Genomic DNA, 17,907 nt, shown 5'->3' on the forward strand with positions numbered 1-17,907 from the left:
GTCGAGTGACTCTGCGCCGAAAATGTACCGGGGCTAAATACACCACCGAAGCTGCGAATTGATACCAATGGTATCAGTGGTAGGGGAGCGTTCTAAGTGCAGTGAAGTCAGACCGGAAGGACTGGTGGAGCGCTTAGAAGTGAGAATGCCGGTATGAGTAGCGAAAGACGGGTGAGAATCCCGTCCACCGAATGCCTAAGGTTTCCTGAGGAAGGCTCGTCCGCTCAGGGTTAGTCAGGACCTAAGCCGAGGCCGACAGGCGTAGGCGATGGACAACAGGTTGATATTCCTGTACCACCTCTTTATCGTTTGAGCAATGGAGGGACGCAGAAGGATAGAAGAAGCGTGCGATTGGTTGTGCACGTCCAAGCAGTTAGGCTGATAAGTAGGCAAATCCGCTTATCGTGAAGGCTGAGCTGTGATGGGGAAGCTCCTTATGGAGCGAAGTCTTTGATTCCCCGCTGCCAAGAAAAGCTTCTAGCGAGATAAAAGGTGCCTGTACCGCAAACCGACACAGGTAGGCGAGGAGAGAATCCTAAGGTGTGCGAGAGAACTCTGGTTAAGGAACTCGGCAAAATGACCCCGTAACTTCGGGAGAAGGGGTGCTTTCTTAACGGAAAGCCGCAGTGAATAGGCCCAAGCGACTGTTTAGCAAAAACACAGGTCTCTGCGAAGCCGTAAGGCGAAGTATAGGGGCTGACACCTGCCCGGTGCTGGAAGGTTAAGGAGAGGGGTTAGCGTAAGCGAAGCTCTGAACTGAAGCCCCAGTAAACGGCGGCCGTAACTATAACGGTCCTAAGGTAGCGAAATTCCTTGTCGGGTAAGTTCCGACCCGCACGAAAGGTGTAACGATTTGGGCACTGTCTCAACCAGAGACTCGGTGAAATTATAGTACCTGTGAAGATGCAGGTTACCCGCGACAGGACGGAAAGACCCCGTGGAGCTTTACTGTAGCCTGATATTGAATTTTGGTACAGTTTGTACAGGATAGGCGGGAGCCATTGAAACCGGAGCGCTAGCTTCGGTGGAGGCGCTGGTGGGATACCGCCCTGACTGTATTGAAATTCTAACCTACGGGTCTTATCGACCCGGGAGACAGTGTCAGGTGGGCAGTTTGACTGGGGCGGTCGCCTCCTAAAGTGTAACGGAGGCGCCCAAAGGTTCCCTCAGAATGGTTGGAAATCATTCGTAGAGTGCAAAGGCATAAGGGAGCTTGACTGCGAGACCTACAAGTCGAGCAGGGACGAAAGTCGGGCTTAGTGATCCGGTGGTTCCGCATGGAAGGGCCATCGCTCAACGGATAAAAGCTACCCCGGGGATAACAGGCTTATCTCCCCCAAGAGTCCACATCGACGGGGAGGTTTGGCACCTCGATGTCGGCTCATCGCATCCTGGGGCTGTAGTCGGTCCCAAGGGTTGGGCTGTTCGCCCATTAAAGCGGTACGCGAGCTGGGTTCAGAACGTCGTGAGACAGTTCGGTCCCTATCCGTCGTGGGCGTAGGAAATTTGAGAGGAGCTGTCCTTAGTACGAGAGGACCGGGATGGACGCACCGCTGGTGTACCAGTTGTTCTGCCAAGGGCATAGCTGGGTAGCTATGTGCGGAAGGGATAAGTGCTGAAAGCATCTAAGCATGAAGCCCCCCTCAAGATGAGATTTCCCATAGCGTAAGCTAGTAAGATCCCTGAAAGATGATCAGGTTGATAGGTTCGAGGTGGAAGCATGGTGACATGTGGAGCTGACGAATACTAATAGATCGAGGACTTAACCATATAATATGTAGCAATGTTATCTAGTTTTGAAGGAATATATATTAAAATTCCTTTTGACATTCTGAAAAGAATGTGCATAATGATAAAAGTCTGGTAATGATGGCAGAGAGGTCACACCCGTTCCCATACCGAACACGGAAGTTAAGCTCTCTAGCGCCGATGGTAGTTGGGACCTTGTCCCTGTGAGAGTAGGACGTTGCCAGGCTTATATTATTCCGCAGTAGCTCAGCGGTAGAGCTATCGGCTGTTAACCGATCGGTCGTAGGTTCGATTCCTACCTGCGGAGCCATTATGCTTCCATAGCTCAGCTGGTAGAGTACTTCCATGGTAAGGAAGAGGTCACCGGTTCAAGCCCGGTTGGAAGCTTGGAAAAAGTTTTTAAATTTTTGGCCCGTTGGTCAAGTGGTTAAGACACCGCCCTTTCACGGCGGTAACACGGGTTCGAATCCCGTACGGGTCACCACTTTTGGAGGATTAGCTCAGCTGGGAGAGCACCTGCCTTACAAGCAGGGGGTCGGCGGTTCGATCCCGTCATCCTCCACCATATATATTTTAAATGTCGGAGGGGTAGCGAAGTGGCTAAACGCGGCGGACTGTAAATCCGCTCCTTCGGGTTCGGCAGTTCGAATCTGCCCCCCTCCACCATTTTCTTTAAAATAACCTGAAAGGGTTTATTTTTTTGAAAAGATAACCATACTAGTAAATATTAATGGGCTATAGCCAAGCGGTAAGGCAACGGACTTTGACTCCGTCATGCGCTGGTTCGAATCCAGCTAGCCCAGCCATTTACGAGCCATTAGCTCAGTTGGTAGAGCATCTGACTTTTAATCAGAGGGTCGAAGGTTCGAATCCTTCATGGCTCACCATTTTCGCGGAAGTAGTTCAGTGGTAGAATACAACCTTGCCAAGGTTGGGGTCGCGGGTTCGAATCCCGTCTTCCGCTTTATTACTAAGGGGCCTTAGCTCAGCTGGGAGAGCGCCTGCCTTGCACGCAGGAGGTCAGCGGTTCGATCCCGCTAGGCTCCATCTAAATAAAAAAGCTTACATCATATGATGTAAGCTTTTTTTGTGTTTAAAAAGACAACTTTCATATTTGTCATTTAAAATGGAGAAAACGCGAAAATAAAGGATGGGGATAATTGTGAAAGTTGTTATTGCATCTGATTCATATAAAGAAAGCTTAAAAGCTATAAAAGTATGTGAAGCTATTGAAAGAGGATTTGGAGCAATTTTTCCTAAAGCAGAGTACGTAAAAATACCAATTGGAGATGGAGGTGAAGGAACGGTTGATTCACTTGTGGATGCTACTGATGGAAGAATGATACCTCTTCATGTGACAGGACCGCTTAGAGAACGTATACAAGCCTTTTATGGTATGTCTAAAGATAAAAAGACAGCGTTTATTGAAATGGCAGCAGCATCAGGATTACAACACGTTCCGGTTAAAAAGCGAAACCCACTTATTACAACGACTAAAGGAACAGGAGAGCTTATACTACATGCGCTAGACGAAGGAGCTGAGCACATTATTTTAGGACTTGGCGGAAGTGCTACAAATGATGGCGGAGCAGGTATGTTGTCAGCTTTAGGGGTCAGGTTTATAAATGGAAAAGGGGAAGTAATAGAGCCATCTGGAGGGACGTTACATTCGATTGTCGCTATTGATTTTTCATGCATGGATGCACGCTTAATGCATATAAAGATAGAAGCAGCATGTGATGTAGATAATCCGTTAGTTGGAATAGGGGGAGCATCTTTCGTATTTGGAAGGCAAAAGGGTGCGAATGCAGAGATGATGAAAGAGCTGGATGAGAATTTAAAGCATTATGCGAATATCCTTAAACAATACTTATCTTGCGACGTATCTGAAATACCTGGCGCAGGAGCCGCAGGAGGAATGGGAGCAGCTGTTATTGCAGTGTTACAGGGAAGCTTGCGGAGAGGAATTGAAATTGTATTAGACTATACAAATTTTAATAAGCATATAGAAGGTGCAGATTTAATTATAACTGGCGAAGGGAGAATAGATGAACAAACAGCATATGGAAAGGCCCCTGTAGGTGTTGCGGAGCGTGCAAAGCATTCTCGTATTCCTGTCATTGCTATTGGAGGATCTGTATCTCCGAATTATTCAGCTGTTCATGAAAAAGGAATCGATGCAGTATTTAGTATTACAGCGAGTCCCATGACATTAGAAGAGGCATATAAAGTAGCGGAAGAGAATATCGAAATGACAGCAAAGAATATTGCCGCAGTATGGAAAATAGCATCAGAAAAACACTTCTAAATGTAGGAGTGTTTTTTATTATTATTTAATAATAATGATGGTAGTTGTTTCATTAAGTTAACTTTATACATAGAATAGTCTTGAAATTTGGTTTTTAAAGCGAATATAAGTGAATAATTTGTATATCCATACAGAAAAATGTCGAGTTGAGTCAGACTATATAAAAGATTTAAAATATTTAGTGAAGGCATAAAAGGGGGATACTATCTATGAAAAAAGAAATCTCAGTTATTGGAGTTCCAATGGATTTAGGACAGATGCGTCGCGGGGTAGATATGGGGCCGAGTGCAATCCGTTATGCAGGCGTAATTGAAAGAATTGAAGAAATTGGATATGACGTTAAAGATATAGGAGATATACGTATAGAGAGAGAAAAAGAAGCAGATGTAAATACAAACTTAAGAAACCTTACACAAGTTGCAACTGTATGTAACGAATTAGCAAGTAAGGTGGATCATATTATAGAAGAGGGACGTTTTCCACTTGTATTAGGTGGTGACCATAGTATCGCAATTGGTACATTAGCTGGTGTTGCGAAACATTATAAAAATTTAGGTGTTATTTGGTACGATGCACATGGTGACTTAAATACAGAAGAAACTTCACCATCTGGAAATATTCATGGCATGTCACTTGCAGCAAGTTTAGGGTATGGACATCAAACGCTTGTAGATTTATACGGGGCATATCCAAAGGTGAAAAAAGAGAATGTTGTAATTATCGGTGCACGTGCATTAGATGAAGGAGAAAAAGACTTTATTCGCGAGGAAGGTATTAAAGTATTCTCGATGCACGAGATTGATCGTATGGGTATGACGGCTGTTATGGAAGAAACAATCGCTTATTTATCTCATACTGATGGTGTACATTTATCATTAGATTTAGATGGTCTTGATCCTCATGATGCACCAGGAGTTGGAACGCCTGTAATTGGTGGTCTATCTTATCGTGAAAGCCATTTAGCAATGGAAATGTTAGCGGAAGCTGATATTGTCACATCTGCTGAGTTTGTTGAAGTAAATACCATTTTAGATGAGCGAAACAGAACGGCAACAACGGCAGTTGCTTTAATGGGTTCTTTATTCGGTGAAAAACTAAAATAAATGTAAGAAAAGCAACTGAGAAGTTGCTTTTTTTATTTGAAAATAAGCGTATAATAATGATTTATATTATACTGTACGATAATAATGTTTGACATCTTGCCAATTTAGACTAAAGGGGGGTTGTTTGTAATTGTCGTTTGTTTCATGTATGGTATAATTAACTAGTTGTTGGAAATACATACAGATAGAGCATAAAACAATATTTCAATATATGGATAGAATTGCTCGTAAGTAGGAGGAAGGGTTAGCATGCCTTTTGAAGATACGACCATTTTGAAATATCTTAGTACGGTATTAGATATTGCCGTTGTATGGTTTATTATATATAAGCTAATTCTCATAATCCGAGGGACGAAAGCTGTTCAACTTTTAAAAGGGATTACAGTTATTATTGTCGTTCGGATGATCAGTATTTTCCTTGAATTGCATACGCTTTATTGGCTAACTGAGCAAGTATTAACGTGGGGATTTTTAGCCGTTATTATTATTTTCCAGCCAGAATTGCGAAGAGCACTTGAGCAGCTAGGACGCGGGAGTTTATTTTCGCGTGTTGGAACTCATGAGGATGATGAACCTGAAATCGTTGCAACAGCGATAGCGAAAGCAACGGAATATATGGGGAAACGTAGAATTGGTGCATTAATTACTTTGTCAAAAGAGACCGGTATGGGTGATTATGTGGAAACAGGTATTCCGCTAAATGCACACGTATCATCGGAATTACTTATTAATATTTTCATTCCTAATACACCTCTTCACGATGGAGCGGTTATTATGCAAGGAAGTACCATTAAAGCAGCAGCGTGTTATCTTCCGTTATCGGAAAGTCCGTTTATCTCTAAGGAACTAGGAACTAGGCATCGCGCTGCAATGGGAGTTAGTGAAGTTACTGATAGTATTACAGTAGTTGTGTCGGAAGAAACTGGCCAAATTTCTTTAACGAAAAATGGTAAGTTGCATCGTGATTTGAAGACAGAACAACTGAAAGATATGTTGTTAGCTGAATTTAGTGCGAGCGAAAAAACGACTTCTTCGTCTTTATGGAATTGGAGGAGAAAGCGTCATGGATAAGTTAATGGAGAATCATTGGTTTTTAAAAGGGATCTCATTACTATTGGCGTGTATGCTTTTTATGTCAGCGACTTTAACTGAAAAAAATACGACATCGGGGATACTACCTTTCGCAAATAATGCGAAAGAAACCTTAACTAATTATGGGATTAACCTTAAGTATGATGAAGAGAAATATATTGTAAGTGGTATTCCGTCAGAGGGCGTTAAGGTGAAGTTAGAGGGCCCAAAAGCAGCAGTTGCTACAGCAAAAGCGAAAAAACAATTTGATATACCAGTTGATTTGAGAGATAGCGAAAAAGGAACTTATGAAGTTTCTTTGAAAACGAACGGGCTTCCAGATGATGTGAAAGGAACAGTTCAGCCATCAACAATTAAAATTACTCTACATGAAAAAGCGAGAAAATACGTTCATGTAGACTTAAAATTATCAAATGAGGATCAAATGCCAGCGGGTTCAACTCTTGAAAAATCAAACATTAAACCTGATACTGTTGAGGTAGTTGGGACGAAAGAAGAAATTGAAAGTATTTCATCTGCTAAGGCGTATATTGATTTAAAAGGTGTTAATAAAACTGTTACAAAAACAGCCGAAGTTACATTATACAATAGAGAAGGAAAACGTTTAAATGTAAGAACGAGTCCATCTAAAATTAGTGTAACATTGAATGTGGCGACGCAAGCTACGGCCAATAATACTGAAAAAACTGTTCCTGTAACGTATACGAAAAAGGGGAGTTTACCAGGAGGATTGGCCGTTACAAATATTAGCATTGAGCCGAGAGAAGTAACAATAGCAGGTTCAAAAGATATCTTGGATAATATACAATCGATAGAGGGGGTCGAAGTAGATCTTAGTCAATTGACAGAGTCTACAACATTCGATACCTCTGTTTTATTGCCAAAGGGTGTAACAAGTGCAAAACCGAATCAAGTGAAGGTTTCGGTAGGAGTGCAAAAAACAAAACAAACGAAAACAAGAACGATTGATGGTATATCAATTCAAAAAAATGGACTTTCTAAAGATGTTACGGCCCAGCTACTTTCACCGCAAGATGGGAAGATAAGCGTTGATATTTCAGGAGAAACAAGTATAGTAGATAAAATAACAGCTGCTCAAATAACAGCAGCCATTAATCTGCAAAATGTATCTCCGGGGACGAAGGATGTTTCTATTCAAGTGAGCGGTCCTGGTAATATTTCAATAGAGCCAAAGCAAAAAAGTGCTAAAGTCACAATTGTGAAGAAAGAAAATCCAGATAAAGAAGTACAGGGTAACGGTGAAAAACCAGATTCAAATAATAACCAAGATAATCAAACTGAAAAACCAAAAAATCCTGAACCTGAACCTAAGCCTGACACGGAACAGGAACAAAATAAAGATAAAGAAAAAGAAACTAGTCAAGAGCCTACAGTAGATAATCAAAAAGAGCCAGAAAAAGGAGCGAATCATAATGGGTAAATATTTTGGTACAGATGGAGTACGCGGGGTTGCGAACCAGGAGTTAACACCTGAATTAGCGTTCAAAATTGGACGCTTTGGTGGTTATGTATTAACAAAAGATACAGATCGTCCAAAAGTAATTATCGGTCGTGATACACGTATATCAGGACATATGTTAGAAGGAGCTTTAGTAGCAGGTCTATTATCAACTGGAGCAGAAGTAATGCGCCTTGGTGTTATTTCTACACCAGGTGTTGCTTATTTAACAAAAGCGTTAGATGCACAAGCAGGTGTTATGATTTCTGCATCTCATAATCCAGTACAGGATAACGGAATCAAGTTCTTCGGTTCAGACGGTTTTAAATTAACAGATGAGCAAGAAGCAGAAATCGAAGCTTTATTAGACAAAGAAGTTGATGAGTTACCACGTCCAACAGGTACGAACCTTGGACAAGTGAGTGATTATTTTGAAGGCGGACAAAAATATTTACAATATATTAAACAAACTGTAGAGGAAGATTTCTCAGGTTTACATATCGCTTTAGATTGTGCGCATGGTGCTACGTCTTCTTTAGCTCCATACTTATTTGCGGATTTAGAGGCTGATATTTCAACAATGGGAACTTCACCAAACGGCATGAACATTAACGATGGAGTAGGTTCTACGCATCCAGAAGTATTAGCTAAATTAGTAAAAGATAAAGGCGCTGATATCGGTCTTGCCTTTGATGGTGATGGTGACCGTTTAATCGCTGTAGATGAAAAAGGAAACATCGTTGATGGCGATCAAATTATGTTTATTTGTGCGAAGTACATGAAAGAAACTGGTCAATTAAAGCATAATACAGTCGTTTCAACTGTTATGAGTAACTTAGGTTTCTACAAAGCACTTGAAGCTAACAATATCACAAGTGATAAAACAGCAGTTGGTGACCGTTACGTAATGGAAGAGATGAAGCGTGGTGGTTACAACTTAGGTGGAGAACAATCGGGTCATATTATCTTACTTGATTACATTACAACTGGTGATGGAATGTTAAGTGCACTTCAATTGGTGAACATCATGAAAATGACGAAAAAACCATTATCTGAGCTTGCAGGTGAGATGACAAAATTCCCACAATTACTAGTAAACGTTCGTGTAACAGATAAAAAACTAGCATTAGAAAATGAAAAAATTAAAGATATTATTCGTGTTGTAGAGGAAGAAATGAACGGTGATGGCCGCATTCTTGTTCGTCCATCTGGAACAGAGCCACTTATTCGTGTAATGGCAGAAGCACCAACACAAGAAGTGTGTGACGCATATGTACATCGCATTGTAGAAGTTGTGAAAGCTGAAGTTGGCGCTGAATAATTTGATAAATTTATTGAAAAGGAGCACAAGAAGTGCTCCTTCTTCATATGTTTTATAGACGATGAAAAAAATTTCATTGACGGTTTATCTATGTTTGTTATAAGATGGTCTTGTTCTTTTTCTCAAAGGAAATATTGTAAATTATAGAAGCGCCAGAACTACAAGTAGTGTAGTTGACGAGGTGGAGTTTATCGAGATTTCGGCGGATGACTCCCGGTTGTTCATCACAACCGCAAGCTTTTACTTAAATCATTAAGGTGACTTAGTGGACAAAGGTGAAAGTGTGATGAGAGAAAAGGAACGGATACAAACTAGCTGTATAAGTATATACGGACTTAAACCCAATCGAGAGGAAGGTGAAAGCCGTTACAAGCTTACAGGGCTAGCAATATGTAATCCGTTTTTTAGTATAAATAAAAATGGTATCGGACTATGTCGTTACATGTTCGCAGAGCAATGTAAGCATTTGTAACGGCGACTAAACATGTGTGGAATCGTAGGATTTATTGGAGAGCAAGATGCAAAGGAAATTTTATTAAAAGGTTTAGAAAAGCTAGAATATCGTGGATATGATTCAGCAGGTATTGCAGTACAAGCAGAGAACGGTGTTGTTGTATACAAAGAAAAAGGTCGTATTGCAAAACTTCGCGAAATCGTAGATGAGAACGTAGCAGCAAGCGTGGGAATCGGTCACACACGCTGGGCTACACATGGTGTTCCAAGCAAAGTAAACGCGCATCCGCATCAAAGTACATCAAAACGCTTTACACTAGTTCATAACGGTGTAATTGAAAACTATGAATTAGTGAAAAAAGAATATTTACAAGATGTAACGTTCGTAAGTGAAACGGATACAGAGATTATCGTACAGCTTATGGAACAACAAGTGAGCATAGGACTAAGTGTAGAAGAAGCGTTCCGTAATACGCTATCTCTTTTACATGGCTCTTATGCGATCGGATTACTTGATGCTGAAAATCCAAACATGATTTATGTTGCTAAAAACAAAAGCCCGCTATTAGTAGGTGTTGGTGACAACTTTAATGTTGTGGCGAGCGACGCTATGGCGATGTTACAAGTTACAGATCAATTTATTGAGTTAATGGATAAAGAAATCGTAATCGTAACGAAAGAAAGTATTACAATTAAAAACTTACAAGGTGAAACGATTGAACGTGCACCGTTTACAGCGGAATTAGACGCAAGTGATATTGAAAAAGGAACATACCCTCATTTCATGCTTAAAGAAATCGATGAGCAACCACTTGTAATCCGTAATATAATTCAAAAGTATCAAGATGAAAGTGGCGAAATTGAATTAGATCAAGACATTCGCAATGCGATTTTAGATAGCGATCGTATTTACATCATTGCATGTGGAACAAGTTATCATGCAGGTCTTGTTGGAAAACAATTTATCGAGAAGTTTGCAAAAATGCCAGTTGAAGTGCACGTAGCAAGTGAATTCTCTTACAACATGCCATTATTAACAGAAAGACCATTCTTCATTTACATTTCACAAAGTGGTGAAACAGCTGATAGCCGTGCAGTACTTGTACAAACAAATGAAATGGGTCATAAAGCATTAACGATTACAAACGTACCTGGTTCTACGCTTTCTCGTGAAGCTGATTATACACTTCCGTTATACGCGGGACCAGAAATCGCAGTTGCATCAACGAAAGCTTACACAGCACAGCTTGCAGTACTTTCAATTTTAGCAGCGGATATTGCTAAAGCAAAAGGCGAAGTTCTTGATTTCGATTTAACACACGAATTAGGAATTGTAGCAAATGCAATGGTAGAACTTTGTGATCAAAAAGAAGAAATGGACGCATTAGCAAAACAATTTTTAGCAACAACTCGTAACTGTTTCTTCATCGGACGTAGCGTAGACTTCTACGTAGGATTAGAAGGTGCGTTAAAGCTAAAAGAAATCTCTTACATCCAAGCAGAAGGATTTGCTGGAGGAGAATTAAAACACGGTACAATCGCCTTAATCGAAAATGGTACACCAGTTATCGCACTTGCTACACAAGAGCACGTAAACCTTGGAATTCGTGGTAACGTGAAAGAAGTAGTAGCACGCGGAGCTAACCCATGTATCATCTCAATGAAAGGCTTAGAAATGGAAGGTGACAGCTTCGTATTACCAGCTGTACACGAAGCACTAGCACCGCTAGTAGCAGTTATTCCATTCCAACTTATCTCATACTACGCGGCACTTCACCGCGAATGTGACGTTGATAAGCCACGTAACTTAGCTAAGTCTGTTACTGTTGAGTAGGAGATTAGTAGGTTAATAAATATAGTTGTGGATTTGAAATAAATTTACGAATCTGCACCCCTTTAGATATGTTATCTAAAGGGGTATTTTTGTGCCAAAAAAGAACATCTAAGATTGCTAAGTGGATAGCACCCTACTAATGAAAGTTTTACTTTATCGGATTTGGAATAGAACCACTTTTATTTATCTGAATTTTCCGTTACTATTTTAAGTATCATTGAACAATTTTCTTTATTATAAAGAGAAGAGACGATAGATTCATGGACATTATAAGGGGGCTTATTATATGAAAGTGAAAGCAAAAACATATTTAAGTATAAAAGAGATTATTTCATTACCGGCCTTATCAAGTACAAACATAAGTGATGATGGCAAAAACGTAGCATTTGTAAAGAAGACAGCTAACTGGGAAGACAATACGTATAGAAATCATGTATGGATATATGAAAAAGATAAAGGGCAGAGTTATCCACTAACAACTGGGGATATAGATAGTATACATCCATTATGGTCTCCAGATTCTAAGAGCATTGCATACCTTAGCCCAGGCGGTGACGGAGCTAATACAGATCAGATCTTTGTTAAGTCAATAGACGGTTGTAGTGAGGTTCAAATTACGGATGAGAAGGCAGGAGTTAATATATTCAAATGGGAACCTACTGGTAAAGGTTTTTATTATATTGCACAGTCAAAAGAATGTGAGGAGATAAAGAAACGTAAGGAACTATATGGAGATTTCCATCATGTAGGTAAGGAACATTGGAATAATTGTTTATACTACATTGAAATAGAAAAAGTGAAACAAAATGATAAACAGGAACGGAAGGTTAGCGGTGTTTATCAACTAACGGACGGCAAGGAATTTTATATACATAACTTTGATATTTCAAATGATGGGAAAAAGGTTGTATGTATGGCTACACCAAGTCTAAACGATTATATGAATGGTGATCTATATATATTAGATGTTGAAGCTGGGGAACTACAAAAGATGAATATAGATAAGTTGTTAGGAGGGAGCGTCTGCTTTTCTCCGGAGGGCGATAAAATATGTTACTCAGCAAGCATAAGAGAGAAGGAGTATTATAGAAACCATATACAAGAAAGTACATTAGAGATATATGATTTGAATACTGGAGAACGAATTGTCCCTTTAACAGATTTTGATAGTACGGTTATGCCATTACAGTGGACAGCTAAAGGAATTTTAATTAGATGGCAGGATAAAACGAATTACCTTATTGGCTTGCTATGTGAGGATGGCACTCTGGAAATGTTAAGCGAAAAAGTAGATAGCTTTATAATGGATGCCTCTATAACAAGGGATGGAAATCATATAACATATACTAAGGCTATAACAAATGAAACCTTTGAAATCTATTTGGATTATAAAAAAATAACGAATGAAAATAGCTTTTTCGAAGGTAAGCTTAAAAGTAATAGGGAAATCATCTCATGGCAAAGTAGTGATGGTCTTGAAATAGAGGGTGTTCTATCAACTCCAGTAGAGTTTGACGCAAATAAAAAATATCCCTTATTAGTAGTAATCCATGGTGGTCCAGCTTGGGCATCCTTTCCGATATTTTCAGACTGTTTTAATGAGAGATATCCGATTGAACAATTTATCGAAAAAGGCTTTATCGTTTTAGAACCAAACTATAGAGGAAGTTCTGGTTATGGTAATGAACTTTTAAAAGCAAACTATAGAAAACAAGGAATTGCTGATTATGATGATATTATATCTGGAGTGGATAAACTAGTTGAAAAGGGGATGGTAGACAAGGATAGAGTAGGAGGTATGGGATGGAGTAACGGAGGATATATATCAGCTTTCTGTTCTACATTTAGTGATAGATTTAAAGCTATTTCAGTTGGGGGCGGAATCACTAACTGGAGTACCCATTATGTAAATACAGATATCCCTTACTTTATTAGCATGTATTTAGGAAATACTCCATGGAATGATCCGGATATATATAGGAAAACATCACCAATGACATATATTAAATCAGCCTGTACGCCTACCTTAATTCAACATGGGGAAAAGGATGCAAGAATTCCAATTACAAATGCATATGAGCTATATGAAGGGTTAAGAGATATGGAAGTCGATACAGAGTTAATTATATTTAAAGGAATGGCATATAGTCCTAATCAACCAGGAATGAATGTAGCTATTATGAAGCAGAATTTGATGTGGTTTTCGCACTATATTCTTGGGGATAGTACGAAAGATTTTAGTACTATATAATGGATATCCACACAGGGATTTTTCGTTGTGCAATCGTGTCAGATTGTTGAAAAAGAGATACAACAAATTATATAATTTATTGTAAACTACATGCAAACCAGTATTGAAAAAATGTAAATGATTATAAGGAAACGTAATTCGGAGGACTAATATGACAGAGAATAAAAATGAGTTATCTGTAGAACAACGTGAAGAACTACTAAAAGTATTACAAGCTCGTTTTGAGAAAAACATGAACCGCCATGAAGGTCTTGAATGGGCTAAGATTGAAGCGAAGCTGGCTACTAATACTGAAAAATTGTGGTCAATTCATGAAATGGAAGTAACTGGCGGTGAGCCGGATGTTGTTAGTTATAATGAAGAGAAGGACGAGTATACTTTCTATGATTGTTCAAAGGAGAGTCCTAAAGGCCGCAGAAGTCTTTGTTATGATCTTGAAGCGTTAGAATCAAGAAAAAAGCATAAACCAGAAAATAACGTTATTGATGTTGCAAATGCTATGGGCATTGAACTATTAACGGAAGAACAATATCGGGAATTGCAACAACTTGGGGATTTTGACATGAAATCATCAAGTTGGGTACGAACACCTTCAGATATTCGAGAACTCGGTGGTGCTCTATTTTGCGATTATCGCTTCGGACATGTTTTCGTGTATCACAATGGAGCAGACTCTTATTATGCTGCCAGAGGTTTTCGTGGTTTGTTAAAGATTTAAGTTTTATACAAATAAAAAGAGCCTGTATTAAGGCTCTTTTATGAACTATTACTATGCAGTTTTACTTAATTTATATGTTCCGTGGTTGTTTTTACGGAACAGTTTAGGGAAAACATAGCCATCTAATCCAATACGTCCAGCGTTCTGCCCTGCAACTAAAATGAACATAGTTAAAATAAGCAGGTTTGGGTTTACACTAACAGTTCCGCTTAATAAAAATGAAAGATTCATTATGATTCCGAAAAATGCAGCTGTTTTTGTTAATCCACCTAAAATCAAACCTAGACCTACTAAAATTTCTCCCCATTGAACTAAAAAGCTAAATAGGTCTGCGTTTGGAAGGACAAAATGTTGAAGGAAATCTGCCCACCAACTTTGTACTGCAGGGTGGTCACCTGATGCTTGAGCAATAGCACCCTTTAGAAAACCACTTGCGTCAAAAGATTGTCCGAAGACTTTGCCTATCCCAGCAGCGAGCCATGTATATCCTATATAAAGCCGTAAAAGTAATAATATGAAAGTAGCACGTTTATCAGTTCTTAAAAAATTGATAACCATTGAAATCCCTCCAATATTGTATTTACACGTTTATTATATATCCATTGTGAAAAAATTCACAATGGATATAATGTGAACAAATTTATGATTTTTTATTTATAAAATTGCACATACAATATTGTGAAGTTTATTTTTGAAAATTAAGCAATAAATCAGGGATAGGAGCTATCTATTGTAGCGGATAGCTCCCGTAGTAAACAGGTTCATGTATGCTCTTTAAGTTCATATGGGCATTCCGTATTATTTCTCTGGCTTTATATAAGGAACAACTTGTGCAGTCACCCCTACAGAAGCACCGCGAATAAAGTCTTGGTTTTCTAACGCCTTAAAGTTTTCCGTTCTCCCAGTTAGCATAACACCTAAAATTTTCACTTGATCGAATGGTTTGTCCTTGTTTGATTTTAAAAACTTTTGGATATCTTCGTCATATCCATCGTCATCGAATTGTTTAAGTGAATCAAAGAACCTTTTGTATGCTTCTTCAGGGGATTTTTCTGGATTAAATCCGTAAACTGGCATACCGGAAGGACCTCTGCTTTCATCTTTAATAGGTGAGACCATATATAGCCATACGATATTTAAGTTATCTGGTAGTTTCCTTTGAATTTCTTTTAATGTATAAGCTTTATCGAAAGAGATAGCAACTTCTGCTACATAGTTATCCATTGTTGAAACTGCACTTAATTCATTTTTGACGCCATCATGATATTTCTTGATGGCTGGATTATAAAATGTAGCAACTTTATTTTTCGTTTGTTTATCATAATTGTAAGACTCGGTACTAGAACTAGACCAATAAGAACCTGGTATTAACTCGTTGTAATCGATGTTAGAACGAAACCAGTCGTAAGAGCTTGTCAGTGTATTCCATCGCACTAAGTAACCGTTAATGTTTTTAGAACGATTAGATACGATATTGCCACCAAACATAGAGGAATTACTCGTAACTTGAGAATCAATATGGACATTGGGCTCTGCAATTGCATTATGTAAAAAGAGTCGTTCGTCAAGCTTTGTAGAGCTTTTCGCTGCAAAGTAATTGCCAACTTTATAAATGATAGGGATAAGCAACATGACAACGATAATAGAGGTAATGATGATTTTAAGTAACTGTTTTCTTTTAGCCTTTTTTAATGCATCTTTTAAAGAAGTATCCATTAAGGTGTTCCTCCTATTTTTGAGTGAATTGCTTTACGTGCACGCTGTAACTTTTGTTTGACGCTGTTTACTTGAATATCTAGTATTAGAGCGATTTCTTCGTATGTAAAATCGTAGTAATATTTTAAAAAGAAGGCTTCTTTGTATTCTAGTTTTATATCTTTTAATAAATAGAAAATATCATCTTTATTTAAAACTGTATCCAATTCTCGGTCTGTATATTGAAGTTTTGAATAAATTTCTTCAGTTAAGTAGATATTTTGCTGTTCTTTTCTTCGTTTTAAATCAATGTATTCATTTAATGCGACTCTAAAAAACCACGGACGAATGTTACTCTCGGTTAAGTCATCTAGCAATGTGTATACTTTATAGAAAGTATTTTGGATGATGTCTACTGCATCTTCCTTTATAGCTCCTTTCGCTAATAGTAGTTTGAACACTTCCTCTCCTAAATTGATAAGATAGGAGGTCAATATATTTTCTTTTCCCATCATTTTTCCTCCCTACACTTATACAACGAACAGGTAATGGTAAATGTATACACTTAAACTTAAATTAGTTATTAACTATGGTTTAGAGTACATGATACTTTATAAATAGGAGTGGTTATTTTATTTTTGAAATATTAAATCTTTAATGCTAAAATAAAATTTGGAGATATATGGAGAGGGGATAAAGACTCGATATGTGGATGAACTTGTGATGATTCGAAATTTAGATAGATAAATTTTTCTCTCATAAGTGGGGGTTTATTTAGCTATCTGTAAATCATTCAAGGAATGCATATTTGGCTTGTACATCCCTTTTGTAAGGTTAATGCGTAGGGAAATTCATATCTCTTATATAAAATATGCGTCCTTTAAATTGGAGGAGTATATGATGAATCAATTAAAAAATAAAATAGCAGTTGTTACAGGTGTAAGTCGTCTAGATGGTATAGGCGCAGCGATTTGTAAAGAATTAGCTGAAGCAGGCTACGATATATTTTTTACGTATTGGACAGCTTACGATAAAGAGATGCCTTGGGGCATTGATCAAAGTGAACAAAAACAATTAAAAGAAGAGTTACTAGGGTGTGTCTAAAAACTGTTGTTCATTGTGTTAATCGAAAAATGGCAGCGATATACACAAAGGCTAAAAAAGAAGATGCCAGCTTATCATAACGTGTTGCGATTCTACGGAAATGCTTGATTTTATTGAAAAAACACTCCACTAAATGGCGTTCTTTATATAAATACCAATCCACATTCCAAGGAGCTTTCGCATTTGACCTGGGTGGAATGGTATAGGTTGCTTCATGATCGGTAATATAGTTACGAATCGTATGAGAACCATAGGCCTTGTCACCAAGAATATTGCTGCCCTTAATCGGTATTTCATCCAAAAGCTCGCAAACAGGAGTGCTATCAAAAATATTTCCGCCAGTCAAATGAAATAAAATGGGGTTGCCTAAACCATCAACAATTGCATGGATTTTGGTAGTTTTTCCACCGCGACTCATGCCAATATGCTGATGACACTCATGATTTACAGCCTTTTTTTTGCACCAGCACTATGTTGATGCGCTTTGATACTGGTTGAATCTATGCTGAGGTTTTCAAGATCCGGTTCAGCATTTAATTCTTGAAAAATAGTCAGTAAGACACCTTCATCACGCCATTTGCAGAAGCGAGCATACACGGTTTTCCATAATCCGTAATGGTCCGGCAAATCACGCCAGGGAGCGCCGCTCCTAGCTATCCATAAAATAGCATTGAACATTTCACGATTACTCCTTTTAGGCGGACGACCAGTAAAATACGGTGGGAAAAAGTCTTTGATTTGTTCCCATTGTTCATTTGTAAGTTCGTAGCGGCGTGGCGTCATAGAAAATACCCCTCTCTAAATGATTTGAGGTAATCCT

General features: G+C 38.7%; 13 protein-coding genes, 9 tRNA genes, 2 rRNA genes and 1 pseudogene (1 of these 25 cut by a window edge). 21 read left to right on the forward strand and 4 right to left on the reverse strand.

Features of this window, described 5'->3' with window-relative positions:
• The 20 genes from QCI41_RS18820 to QCI41_RS18915 all read left to right on the forward strand — a co-directional run.
• Positions 1–1,770: ribosomal RNA gene (locus QCI41_RS18820) — 23S ribosomal RNA — on the forward strand; it begins 1,152 nt to the left of the window's first position.
• An 89-nt stretch (positions 1,771–1,859) separates the two neighbouring features.
• Positions 1,860–1,975, forward strand: a 5S ribosomal RNA gene (gene rrf, locus QCI41_RS18825).
• Positions 1,976–1,984: 9 nt separating this feature from the next.
• A tRNA-Asn gene (locus QCI41_RS18830) sits at positions 1,985–2,059 on the forward strand.
• A gap of 4 nt (positions 2,060–2,063) precedes the next feature.
• Positions 2,064–2,136 (forward strand) — tRNA-Thr (locus QCI41_RS18835).
• A 22-nt stretch (positions 2,137–2,158) separates the two neighbouring features.
• Positions 2,159–2,233, forward strand: a tRNA-Glu gene (locus QCI41_RS18840).
• 5 nt (positions 2,234–2,238) lie between these two features.
• Positions 2,239–2,314, forward strand: a tRNA-Val gene (locus QCI41_RS18845).
• A 17-nt stretch (positions 2,315–2,331) separates the two neighbouring features.
• Positions 2,332–2,415: transfer RNA gene (locus tag QCI41_RS18850), tRNA-Tyr, on the forward strand.
• Positions 2,416–2,480: 65 nt separating this feature from the next.
• A tRNA-Gln gene (locus QCI41_RS18855) sits at positions 2,481–2,555 on the forward strand.
• Between the two features lie 5 nt (positions 2,556–2,560).
• Positions 2,561–2,636, forward strand: a tRNA-Lys gene (locus tag QCI41_RS18860).
• Positions 2,637–2,641: 5 nt separating this feature from the next.
• Positions 2,642–2,713 (forward strand) — tRNA-Gly (locus tag QCI41_RS18865).
• Positions 2,714–2,723: 10 nt separating this feature from the next.
• Positions 2,724–2,796: transfer RNA gene (locus tag QCI41_RS18870), tRNA-Ala, on the forward strand.
• Between the two features lie 115 nt (positions 2,797–2,911).
• Positions 2,912–4,057 (forward strand): glycerate kinase, encoded by a 1,146-nt coding sequence (locus QCI41_RS18875; RefSeq protein WP_353836942.1) that lies wholly within the window; start codon positions 2,912–2,914, stop codon positions 4,055–4,057.
• Between the two features lie 209 nt (positions 4,058–4,266).
• Positions 4,267–5,160, forward strand: coding sequence for an arginase (gene rocF / locus QCI41_RS18880; protein WP_353836941.1), 894 nt, complete (start codon positions 4,267–4,269; stop codon positions 5,158–5,160).
• A gap of 249 nt (positions 5,161–5,409) precedes the next feature.
• The gene (cdaA, locus tag QCI41_RS18885; protein ID WP_001115707.1) at positions 5,410–6,231 is read left to right on the forward strand and encodes a diadenylate cyclase CdaA; all 822 of its coding nucleotides are present in this window, start codon (positions 5,410–5,412) and stop codon (positions 6,229–6,231) included.
• Positions 6,224–7,693, forward strand: coding sequence for a CdaR family protein (locus QCI41_RS18890; protein ID WP_353836940.1), 1,470 nt, complete (start codon positions 6,224–6,226; stop codon positions 7,691–7,693). Before cdaA ends, QCI41_RS18890 begins: the two co-directional genes overlap by 8 nt.
• Positions 7,686–9,032: a phosphoglucosamine mutase gene (glmM, locus tag QCI41_RS18895; protein WP_000521484.1), complete on the forward strand. Its 1,347-nt coding sequence runs from the start codon at positions 7,686–7,688 to the stop codon at positions 9,030–9,032. The genes QCI41_RS18890 and glmM overlap by 8 nt, the downstream gene beginning before the upstream one ends.
• 286 nt (positions 9,033–9,318) lie before the next feature.
• Positions 9,319–9,504 (forward strand): hypothetical protein, encoded by a 186-nt coding sequence (locus QCI41_RS18900; RefSeq protein ID WP_001208183.1) that lies wholly within the window; start codon positions 9,319–9,321, stop codon positions 9,502–9,504.
• A 12-nt stretch (positions 9,505–9,516) separates the two neighbouring features.
• Positions 9,517–11,319, forward strand: a complete 1,803-nt coding sequence (gene glmS, locus QCI41_RS18905) for a glutamine--fructose-6-phosphate transaminase (isomerizing) (protein WP_353836939.1) — start codon at positions 9,517–9,519, stop codon at positions 11,317–11,319.
• A gap of 286 nt (positions 11,320–11,605) precedes the next feature.
• The gene (locus QCI41_RS18910; protein ID WP_353836938.1) at positions 11,606–13,570 is read left to right on the forward strand and encodes a S9 family peptidase; all 1,965 of its coding nucleotides are present in this window, start codon (positions 11,606–11,608) and stop codon (positions 13,568–13,570) included.
• A gap of 151 nt (positions 13,571–13,721) precedes the next feature.
• Positions 13,722–14,288 (forward strand): DUF4256 domain-containing protein, encoded by a 567-nt coding sequence (locus tag QCI41_RS18915; protein ID WP_353836937.1) that lies wholly within the window; start codon positions 13,722–13,724, stop codon positions 14,286–14,288.
• A gap of 51 nt (positions 14,289–14,339) precedes the next feature.
• On the opposite strand, the gene QCI41_RS18920 is transcribed toward QCI41_RS18915, so the two are convergent.
• The 3 genes from QCI41_RS18920 to QCI41_RS18930 all read right to left on the reverse strand — a co-directional run bounded on the left by QCI41_RS18920 (position 14,340) and on the right by QCI41_RS18930 (position 16,495).
• The gene (locus QCI41_RS18920; protein WP_000236367.1) at positions 14,340–14,846 is read right to left on the reverse strand and encodes a DoxX family membrane protein; all 507 of its coding nucleotides are present in this window, start codon (positions 14,844–14,846) and stop codon (positions 14,340–14,342) included.
• Positions 14,847–15,086: 240 nt separating this feature from the next.
• Positions 15,087–16,004 carry a sigma factor regulator N-terminal domain-containing protein gene (locus QCI41_RS18925; RefSeq protein WP_353836936.1) on the reverse strand — a complete coding sequence of 306 codons (918 nt, stop codon included), beginning with the start codon at positions 16,002–16,004 and terminating at the stop codon, positions 15,087–15,089.
• Positions 16,004–16,495 carry an RNA polymerase sigma factor gene (locus QCI41_RS18930; RefSeq protein WP_353836935.1) on the reverse strand — a complete coding sequence of 164 codons (492 nt, stop codon included), beginning with the start codon at positions 16,493–16,495 and terminating at the stop codon, positions 16,004–16,006. Before QCI41_RS18930 ends, QCI41_RS18925 begins: the two co-directional genes overlap by 1 nt.
• A gap of 385 nt (positions 16,496–16,880) precedes the next feature.
• Between QCI41_RS18930 and QCI41_RS18935 the strand changes: the two are divergent.
• A pseudogene (locus QCI41_RS18935) lies at positions 16,881–17,075 on the forward strand (SDR family oxidoreductase); the annotation flags it as partial.
• 22 nt (positions 17,076–17,097) lie between these two features.
• On the opposite strand, the gene QCI41_RS18940 reads toward QCI41_RS18935, so the two are convergent.
• A protein-coding gene (locus tag QCI41_RS18940; protein ID WP_483299041.1) for an IS5 family transposase occupies positions 17,098–17,870 on the reverse strand; the annotation gives its coding sequence in 2 pieces (ribosomal slippage) (positions 17,098–17,540 and positions 17,540–17,870; 774 coding nt in all).
• Between the last annotated feature and the right edge of the window lie 37 nt (positions 17,871–17,907).

Source organism: Bacillus cereus group sp. MG4 (assembly GCF_040460055.1).
In the GTDB taxonomy this organism is placed as follows: domain Bacteria; phylum Bacillota; class Bacilli; order Bacillales; family Bacillaceae_G; genus Bacillus_A; species Bacillus_A wiedmannii.

Bases quoted from the DNA above. Each gene is read 5' to 3' on its own strand.
- cdaA (WP_001115707.1), top strand. From the start codon at position 5,410: ATGCCTTTTGAAGATACGACCATTTTGAAATATCTTAGTACGGTATTA.
- QCI41_RS18920 (WP_000236367.1), bottom strand. From the start codon at position 14,846: ATGGTTATCAATTTTTTAAGAACTGATAAACGTGCTACTTTCATATTA.
- QCI41_RS18925 (WP_353836936.1), bottom strand. From the start codon at position 16,004: ATGGATACTTCTTTAAAAGATGCATTAAAAAAGGCTAAAAGAAAACAG.
- glmS (WP_353836939.1), top strand. From the start codon at position 9,517: ATGTGTGGAATCGTAGGATTTATTGGAGAGCAAGATGCAAAGGAAATT.
- rocF (WP_353836941.1), top strand. From the start codon at position 4,267: ATGAAAAAAGAAATCTCAGTTATTGGAGTTCCAATGGATTTAGGACAG.
- QCI41_RS18915 (WP_353836937.1), top strand. From the start codon at position 13,722: ATGACAGAGAATAAAAATGAGTTATCTGTAGAACAACGTGAAGAACTA.
- QCI41_RS18910 (WP_353836938.1), top strand. From the start codon at position 11,606: ATGAAAGTGAAAGCAAAAACATATTTAAGTATAAAAGAGATTATTTCA.
- glmM (WP_000521484.1), top strand. From the start codon at position 7,686: ATGGGTAAATATTTTGGTACAGATGGAGTACGCGGGGTTGCGAACCAG.
- QCI41_RS18900 (WP_001208183.1), top strand. From the start codon at position 9,319: ATGAGAGAAAAGGAACGGATACAAACTAGCTGTATAAGTATATACGGA.
- QCI41_RS18890 (WP_353836940.1), top strand. From the start codon at position 6,224: ATGGATAAGTTAATGGAGAATCATTGGTTTTTAAAAGGGATCTCATTA.
- QCI41_RS18930 (WP_353836935.1), bottom strand. From the start codon at position 16,495: ATGGGAAAAGAAAATATATTGACCTCCTATCTTATCAATTTAGGAGAG.